This window comes from Micromonospora sp. NPDC023633, assembly GCF_040640035.1.
Classification (GTDB): domain Bacteria; phylum Actinomycetota; class Actinomycetes; order Mycobacteriales; family Micromonosporaceae; genus Micromonospora.
In genome coordinates this window covers 1-9,063 of the sequence record NZ_JBFABB010000190.1, presented here as the reverse complement: position 1 = coordinate 9,063, position 9,063 = coordinate 1, and the positions used below count along the sequence as shown (strand labels likewise).

Genomic DNA, 9,063 nt, shown 5'->3' with positions numbered 1-9,063 from the left:
GCGGCCTGCGTGTGCCCGATGTTCGACTTCACCGACCCCAACAACAGCGCCCGCTCCCGACCCTGCCCATACACGGCGAGCAACGCCTGCGCCTCGATCGGATCACCCAGCCGAGTCCCGGTCCCGTGCGCATCAACCACGTCCACGCTCGACGCCGGCACGCCCGCCGAGGCGAGCGCCGCCCGGATCACCCGCTGCTGCGACGGACCATTCGGCGCCGTCAGACCGCTGCTCGCGCCATCCTGATTCACCGCCGAACCCCGCACCACCGCCAACACCGGGTGGCCGTGGCGGCGTGCATCGGACAGCCGCTCCACCACCAGGACCCCGACGCCCTCGGCCCAGCCGACGCCGTCGGCGGCGCCGGCAAAGGACTTGCACCGGCCGTCGGGCGCGAGCCCGTTCTGCCGGGAGAACTCGACGAACACCTCCGGGCTGGCCAGCACCGTGGAGCCGGCCACCAGGGCCAGGGAGCACTCGCCCAGCCGGATCGCCTGCGCCGCCAGGTGCAGCGCCACCAGCGACGAGGAGCAGGCGGTGTCCACCGTCACGGCGGGACCCTCCAGGCCAAACGTGTAGGAGACGCGGCCCGAGGCCACGCTGCCCGCGCTGCCGTTGCCCAGGTAGCCAGCGAGTTCCTCGGGCGCCGCGGATCCCCAGCGGGTGCCGTAGTCGTGGTACATCAGGCCGAGGAACACGCCGGTGCGGGAGCCGCGCAGCGAGGCCGGGTCGATGCCCGCGCGTTCGAGGGCCTCCCACGAGCATTCCAGCAGCAGCCGCTGCTGCGGGTCGGTGGCCAGCGCTTCGCGCGGCGACATCCCAAAGAAGGCGGCGTCGAAGTCCGCCGGGTCGCGCAGGAACCCGCCGCCGCGCGTGCCGGCGTTGGCCACACCGGCCATGCGGTCGGCCAGCGCGTCCAAGTTCCAGCCGCGGTCGGCCGGGAAGCCGCCGATCGCGTCGTCGCCGTCGATCAGCAGCCGCCAGAGCTGCTCAGGCGTGGTGATGCCGCCGGGCAGCCGGCAGGCCATCCCGACGATGGCCAGTGGTTCGCTCAGCCGGTCCAGGTCCTCGCGCAGCTCACCGTTCTCCTGCAGGGTTGCCCGCAGTGCCTCGACCAGCTCGTCCGTTGACGGCATCTCATTCTCCCGCGATCGATCGGTTCGGCAGGTCAGCGCCGGCGGCGCGCGAGCCGGACCAGCTCGTCGGCGTCCATGTCGGCGATGGCCGCGGGCCCGGCGTCCGGCCCGGTTCCGCTTTCCGGTTCCGCAGCCAGGCGCAGCAGCCGGTCGAGCAGGCCGCCGGCCCGCAGCCGGTCGAGCGGAATGGACGCGATCCGGTGCCGCAGCCCGGCCTCGTCCTCGGCGGCGCCGGGCGTGAGGCCGGCCAGCACGTGATCCGCGAGCGCACTCGGCGTGGGGTGGTCGAAGACCAGGGTGCCGGGCAGTCGCAGCCCGGTGCCGTCCTCCAGCCGGTTGCGCAGTTCGATCCCGGTCAGCGAGTCGAAGCCGAGGTCCACGAAGCCCCGGTCGACGTCGATGTCGGCCGGTGCGGAGTGCCCGAGCACGGCCGCGGCCTGCCCGCGGACGAACTCCAGCACCAGATCGCGCCGCGCGGCCGGGGCGGCGCCGGCCAGCCGGCGGGCCAGCGACACGGTCGCCGCCGCGGCGCGCGGCCGGACCAGCCCGCGCAGGAGGGGCGGCAGGTCACGCACCCGGCTCAGGGCGGCCAGGTTGAGCCGCACCGGCACCGCGACCGGCGCACCGCCCGCGCGGGCGGCCACGTCGAACAGGGCCAGGCCGTCGGTCTCGGTCAGCGGCAGCACGTGCGCTCGAAGACCCTTGTCCGGTACGCCCGCGGCCATTCCCACCCGCTGGTCCCACAGGCCCCAGGCCAGCGAGACGGCCGGCAGCCCCCGCTCGCGGCGGTGCTCGGCCAGGCCGTCGAGGAAGGCGTTCGCGGCCGAGTACGCGCCCTGTCCCGGGCTGCCCAGCGTGGCGGCGGCCGAGGAGAACAGCACGAACGAGCGCACCGGCAGGTCGCGGGTCAGCTCGTGCAGATGCCAGGCGCCGACGGCCTTGGCCGCCAGCGCGGTCGCCAGGTCGCCGGGGGTGAGCCGGTCGACCAGCCCGTCCCCGGCGACGCCCGCGGCGTGGACGACCGCGCTGAGCGGCCGATCCGCCGGGACGGCCCGGAGCGCCTCAGCCAGTTGCTCGCGGTCGGCCACGTCGCAGGCCACGACGGTCACCGCAGCGCCCAGCCCGGTCAGCTCACGCACCAGCTCGGGCGCGTTCCCGCCCCGGCTCAGCAGCAGCAGGTGCCGGGCGCCGTGCGCGGTCACCAGGTGACGGGCGAGCACGGCACCCAGCGCGCCGGTGCCGCCGGTGACGAGGACGGTGCCGGTCACGTCGATCGGGTCGCCCGGCGGGGCGGCGGCGCGTTCCAGCCGGGGCACGAGGACCCGGTCGCCCCGCAGCGCGACCTCCGGCTCGCCGGCCGGCAGCGCGAGCCCGGTCAGGTCCCGTCCGTCGCTCTCCAGCAGCACGAAACGGCCCGGATGTTCGGCCTGGGCGCTGCGGACCAGACCGCGCACCGCGGCGCCGGCCAGGTCCCCGGCGCGGACGACCAGCACCAGGGTGGTGCGGTCGGATCGCGGGTCGCCGTGCCAGGACTGCAGGTGCCGCAGGGCCTCCTCGACCGCGGTCCGCGTCTCCTCCGGCCCGGTGCCGCCGGGCAGTTCCACGGTGGTGACGGCGGTCGGCGTCGGCGCGGACGGGGCCGGGATCCAGCCCACCCCGAACAGGGCGTCGCCGGAGGCCCGCAGATCGGCCGGGGAGGCCGGCCGCAGGTCCAAGCGGCCGACGGTGAGCACCGGCTCGCCCGCCGGCGTCCAGGCGTGCAGCGTGGCCGCGTCGGCGCCGGTGCGGGCGATCCGCACCCGCAGGCTGCCGGCCCCGGCGGCGTGCACCGACACGTCGCGCCAGGCGAACGGCAGCGCCGGCATGGCCTCGCCGGACGACGCCAGCGCGTGCAGGGCGCTGTCCCAGAGCGCCGGATGCACCACGTACCGACCGGCGTCCTCCGCCCCGGACTCGACCTCGGCGAACACGTCCGGGCCGCTGCGCCAGGCCGCCCGGAGGCCGCGGAATGCCGTCCCGTAGCCGATGCCGAGGTCGGCCAGGCGGTCGTAGAGCGCCTCCACGTCGACCGGCTCGGCCCCTGCGGGCGGCCACGGCGCGGCGGCCGGCGGTGACACCGGCGGATCCGCGCCCAGCACACCGTGCGCGTGCCGGGTCCATCCGTCCTCATCGGACAACGACGCGAACAGCGAGATGCGGCGACGGCCGGCCTCGTCGGCGCCGCGGGCCACGACCCGCAGGCGTACGCCGGTGTCGGCAGGCAGGGTGAGCGGCGCCTCCAGGACGAGCTCGTCGAGGTGGCCGGCGCCGAGCCGCTGCCCGGCCCACAGCGCCGCCTCGGCCAGCGCGGTGCCGGGCAGCAGGCGGACGCCGAACACCTCGTGCTCGGTCAGCCACGGGTCCCGGGCCCCGGACAGGACGCCGGTGAGCAGCAGGCCGTCGTCGTCCGGCAGATCGGCGACCGTGTCGAGCAGCGGGTGGCCGGAGGCGCCGGTGCGGGCGGGCGCGGGCGTGTCGATCCAGAACCGCCGGTGCTGGAACGGATAGGTGGGCAGCTCGATCCGGCGGCCGCCGGCGGGGGCCAGCGCCGCCCGCCAGTCGACCGCGGCGCCGTGCACGTGCAGCGCGGCGACGGCCAGGTAGGCGGAGGTCTCCTCGGGCCGGCCGTCCCGCGTGAGGGTCGCGAAGACCGGCCGACCCTCGCGCACGCACTCCTGGGCCGCGGCGGTCACGGCGGCGCTGGGCCCGATCTCGAGGAAGGCGGTCGCACCCTCCGCGAGGGCCCGCTGCACGCCGTCGGCGAAGCGCACGGTCTCCCGGATGTGCCGCGTCCAGTACTCCTTCGAGGTGGGGTCCCCGGCGGTCAGCAGGGGCAGCCGTGGTCTTTGCAGCTCCACTGTGGCCAGCGCCGCGGCGAAGCCGGCCAGCGCCGGGTCCATCAACGCGGAGTGGAAGGCGTGCGACACCGCGAGGCGCTTGATGCGCGCGCCCCGCTCGCCGCACCGGCGGGCGGCCTCGGCCACTGCCGACTCCGGACCGGAGAACACGACCGAGGACGGCCCGTTGACCGCAGCGATGCTGACCTCCGGCGGCAGCAGTGGCGCCGCCTCGGCCTCCGGGAGCCCGGCGGCGACCATCGCGCCGCCGGCCGGCAGCGCCTGCATCAGCCGGCCGCGCACCGCGATCAGCCGGGCGGCGTCGGCCAGGGAGAACACGCCCGCGACGTGCGCGGCGGCGAACTCGCCGACCGAGTGCCCGATCAGGTGGCCGGGCGTGACGCCCCAGCTCTGCAGGAGCCGGAAGGCGGCCACCTCGTACGCGAACACCGCCGCCTGCGCCACCTGGGTCTGCTCCAGCGTCGCCACGTCCAGGTCGAAGAACGCGATCGGCTCGTCGAGGTGCTGGTTCAACGCCGCGCAGACCTCGTCGAGCGCGTCGGCGAAGACGGGAAAGGCGTCGTGGAGCTCCTTGCCCGCGCCCGGCCGCTGCGCACCCTGGCCCGGGAAGAGGAAGGCGACCGAGGGGTGCGGGTGCGCCCGCCCGCGCAAGGCGCCAGCGCCGGCCGCGATGGCCTGCAGCTCCGCCGTGTCCCCGGCCAGGGCGACCGCCCGGTGGTCGAGCTGCGCCCGGGTGGTGGCCAGCGAGAAGGCCAGGTCGGCGGGGTGGCTCGCCGCGGCCACCGGCAGCAGCGCCCCGGCTTGCGCGGTCAGCGCCGCCTCGGACTGGCCGGAGAGCAGCAGCGGCACCGCGGTCACCGGCCGGTCCGCCGGTGCGGTCGCGTCGCCGGCCGCCGGCGCCTCCTCCAGGATGACGTGCGCGTTGGTGCCGCTGACCCCGAAGGACGACACCGCCGCGCGCCGGGGACCACCGGCGCCGGACCACGGCCGCGCCTCGGTCAGCAGCCGGACGTTCCCCGCCGTCCAGTCCACCTTGGCCGACGGTTCGGCCGCGTGCAGCGTGGGCGGCAGGACGCGGTGCCGCAGGCTCTGCACCATCTTGATCACGCCGGCCACCCCGGCGGCTGCCTGGCTGTGGCCGATGTTCGACTTGACCGTGCCCAGCCACAGCGGGTCGGCCCGGTCGGCGCCGTAGGTCGCGAGGAGGGCCTGAGCCTCGATCGGGTCGCCGAGCACGGTGCCGGTGCCGTGTGCCTCCACCGCCTGCACGTCGCCCGGCCCCAGCCCCGCGTCCGCCAGCGCCTCGCGGATGACGCGTTGCTGCGCCGGGCTGCTCGGTGCGGTCAGCCCGTTCGAGGCGCCGTCCTGGTTGACCGCCGAGCCGCGCAGCACCGCGAGCACCGGGTGGCCCAGCCGCTCGGCGTCCGACAGCCGCTCGACCAGGAGCACGCCGGCGCCCTCGGCGAAGCCCGTGCCGTCGGAGTCGGCCGAGAACGACCGGCACCGACCGTCCGGCGAGAGCCCGCGCTGGCGGCTGAACTCGACGAACCAGTCCGGCGTCGACATCACCGTGACGCCGCCGGCGAGCGCCATGTCGCACTCGCCCCGTCGCAGTGACTGCGCGGCCAGGTGCAGGGCGACCAGCGACGAGGAGCAGGCCGTGTCGACGGTGATCGCGGGCCCGGTCAGCCCGAACGCGTAGGCGATGCGGCCCGAGGCGATACTGCCGGAGCTGCCGCTGATCAAGTGCCCCTCGTGGGCGGGGGCGCCGAGAAGCCGGGTCGTGTAGTCGTTGTACATCAGCCCGGCGAAGACCCCGACGGGGCTGCCCGCGACCGAGTGCGGATCGATGCCGGCCCGCTCGAACGCCTCCCACGAGCACTCCAGCAGGAGCCGCTGCTGCGGGTCCATGACCGCCGCCTCGCGCGGGCCGACCCGGAACAGCTCGGTGTCGAAGAGGGCGGCGTCGGTCAGGAAGCCGCCGCGGCGGGTGTAGCTGGTGCCGGGGTGATCGGGTTCGGGGTGGTAGAGCCGTTCGACGTCCCACCCGCGGTCGGCCGGGAAGTCCGTGGTGGCGTCGACGCCCTCCACCACCAGGCGCCACAGGTCGTCGGGCGACGCGGCCTCTCCCGGGAAGCGGCAGGCCATCGCCGTGATGGCGATCGGCTCGTGCCGGCGGGCCCGCTCTTCGTGCAGGTGGGCGCGCGTGTCGCGTAACTCGGCCGTAGTCCGCTTCAGGTAGTCGAGCAGCTTCGCCTCGTTGCTCATCGATTCAGCTCCTCATCGAGCAGCTCGAACATGTCCTCCGCGCTGGCCGCGTCCAGGTCCGCCGGCCGGGCCGGCTCGGCGTGGTTGATCAGGTCCCGGAGCTGCGCGATCAGCATCGACCTGACCTCGGGCGGGCTGTCCGCCAGCGCGCTCCGCAGGGTGGTGACGTGGCCGAGAGCGGGGTGCTCACCGCCGGGCCGGGCCTCGGTGGCCAGCAGCTCTCCGATGTGCCGGGCCAGGGCGGCGGGGGTCGGCTGATCGAACACGACCGTCGCGGGCAGCCGCACCCCGGTGGCCGCGGCCAGCCGGTTCCGCAGGTCGACCGCGGTGAGCGAGTCGAAGCCGAGGTCCTTGAACGGGTCGTCGGGCCGGATGCCGCCGGCCGCGCCGTGCCGCAGCACCGTCGCGATCGTCGTGCGCACCAGCTGCAGCAGCGCCCGCTGCCGCTCGGGCTCGGTCAGCCCGGCCAGCCGGATCCGCAGCGGGGCCCGCGGTGCCGGCCGGCGGCCCCGCCGGCCGGTCTCGGCCAGGCGGCGCAGCAGGTAGGACAGGTTGTCGCCGGCCGACAGCTTGAGCGGCAGCACCACCGGCTCGCGCAGCCGGCAGGCGGCGTCGAACAGGGCCAGCCCCTCGTCGTCGTCCATCGGCGCCACGCCGTGGCCGGCGATCCGGGCCTGGTCCCGGTCAGCCAGTTGCCGGGTGAGGGTGCTGGCGCGCGCCCAGTAGCCCCAGGCGAGCGAGGTGGCCGGCCGGCCGTGCCGGCGACGGTGCTGGGCGAGCGCGTCGAGGAACGCGTTGGCCGCCGCGTAGGCGGCCTGCCCGGCGCCGCCGAGGATGCCCGACGCCGACGAGAAGAGCAGGAACTGGTCGAGGTCCAGGTCCGAGGTCAACTCGTGCAGGTGCAGCGCGCCGGCGACCTTGGGCGCGAGCACCCGCTCGAAGTCGTCGGCAGTGAGTGCGTCGAACATGCCGTCGGCCAGGACGGCGGCCGCGTGGATCACGGCGGTCAGCGGACGATCGCCCGGGATCGCGGCGAGGAGGCCGGCGACGGCGGCCCGGTCCGCGACGTCGCAGGCGGTCACGGTGACATCGGCGCCCAGCGCGCGCAGGTGGTCGGCGGCCGGGCCGTCCGCCGCCGAGCGTCCGGTCAGCACCAGGTGCCGCACGCCGTGCTCGGTCACCAGGTGGCGGGCGACCGCGCCGCCGACCATGCCGGTCCCGCCCACGACGAGCACGGTGCCGGGGCGGTAGGGCTCAGGGCCGCTTGCCGCGGCCGGCACGTTCCGGGCCAGCCGGGGTACGAACAACTCGTTTCCGCGTACGGCCACCTGCGGTTCCGCCGTCGCGACCGCGCGGCCGAGGTCGGCCTCGGGAGCGTCGGTGTCCACCAGGACGATCCGGTCGGGGTGTTCGGCCTGGGCCGAGCGCAGCAGTCCCCAGACCGGCGCCTGCACCAGGTCGACGTCTTCGGTGTCGTCGACCGCGACGGCGTGCCGGGTGACGACCACGAGGCGCTCGTTGTCGGCGGGCCCGGCCGCCAGCCACCGCCGGCACGCCTCGTGCACCGCCAGCACGACCTCGCGGACGGCCACCGCCGGGTCGTCGGTGCCCGGCTCGGGGCAGCGCACCACGGTCAGGGCGCTGTCCGCGGTCGTGGTGGCCTCGATGGGTTGCCAGCGCAGGGTCAGCAGGGAGTTCGTGGCCGGCAGGGTCGCGGGCCGCAGCGTGATCCGGCCGATGGTCAGCAGCGGCGTCCCCTCGGCCGAGGCGACGGTGACGCGCTGGTCGGCGGTCAGGTGGGTCTGCGTGGCGTCTCCCCGGCCGTGCAGTTCGACGTCGTGGAAGGAGAACGGCAGCGCGACCTCGTCGCTCGTGGCGGCGATCGGGTGCAGGGCGGCGTCGAGCAGGGCCGGGTGCAGCAGGTAGCCGTCGGAGTTGAGGCCGCCGATCTCGGCGTAGTGGTCGCCGTCGTCCTGCCACAGGCGTTGCAGGCCCTGGAAGGCGGGCCCGTAGTCGTAGCCGCGGGCGCTGAGCGTTTCGTAGAAGTCGCCGGCGTCGAGCGGCGTCGCGGCGCCCGGCCGGACGAGGAGGTCCGCAGGGGCAGGCGGACCGGCATCGGACAGCGTTCCGGTGGCGTGGTCGGTCCACTGGCCGTCGCGTTCGCACCGCACGGTCACCGTCGTGTCCTCGACGGTGATCTGTACGGTGACCGGCTCGTCGGTGACGACGATCGGCGCCAGCAGGGTGAGTTCTTCGATCACCGGCAGGCCCGTCCACCCGGCGGCCGTCAGTACCGCCTCCAGCAGCACCGTGCCGGGCAGCAGGACCGTGCCGGAGACGCTGTGATCAGCCAGCCACGGCAGGCGGCGCAGCCCGATCGACCCCGAAGCGACCAGGCCGTTCGGGGTCGGCACCCGCGCGTCCAGCCACCCGTGACCGGTATTGCCGATGGCCGTGTCGGCGACCAGCCAGTACGGCTCGTGCTGGAACGGATACGTCGGCAGGTCGGGGACCACGTGCCGCTGCGGGAAGAGGCTCGCCCAGTCGACCGGCACGCCGTGGCTCCACACGAGCCCGGCGTTGCGCAGGAACTCGGCCCAGCCGTCCAGATCGCGGCGCAGGGTGCCGGTGACCACCGGCGCCTCAATGCTGCCGACCAGCACCGGGTGCGCGCTGACCTCGATGAACGTGTCGTAGCCCTGCGCGACCAGCGCGGTCACCGCGTCATGGAACCGCACCGGCTCACGCAGATTACGCACCCA

3 protein-coding genes are annotated in these 9,063 nt (G+C 75.6%); all 3 read right to left on the bottom strand.

What is annotated here, in order from left to right:
- Window positions 1-1,136 (bottom strand): polyketide synthase (locus tag AB0G13_RS32515; protein WP_357882840.1); only part of this gene is annotated, 1,136 nt, incomplete at its 3' end.
- A gap of 32 nt (window positions 1,137-1,168) precedes the next feature.
- Entirely contained in the window at window positions 1,169-6,301 is a 5,133-nt protein-coding gene (locus tag AB0G13_RS32510; protein ID WP_357882837.1) for a type I polyketide synthase, read from the bottom strand.
- A partial coding sequence (locus AB0G13_RS32505) for an SDR family NAD(P)-dependent oxidoreductase (protein ID WP_357882834.1) occupies window positions 6,298-9,063 on the bottom strand: 2,766 nt, incomplete at its 5' end. The genes AB0G13_RS32505 and AB0G13_RS32510, both read right to left, overlap by 4 nt.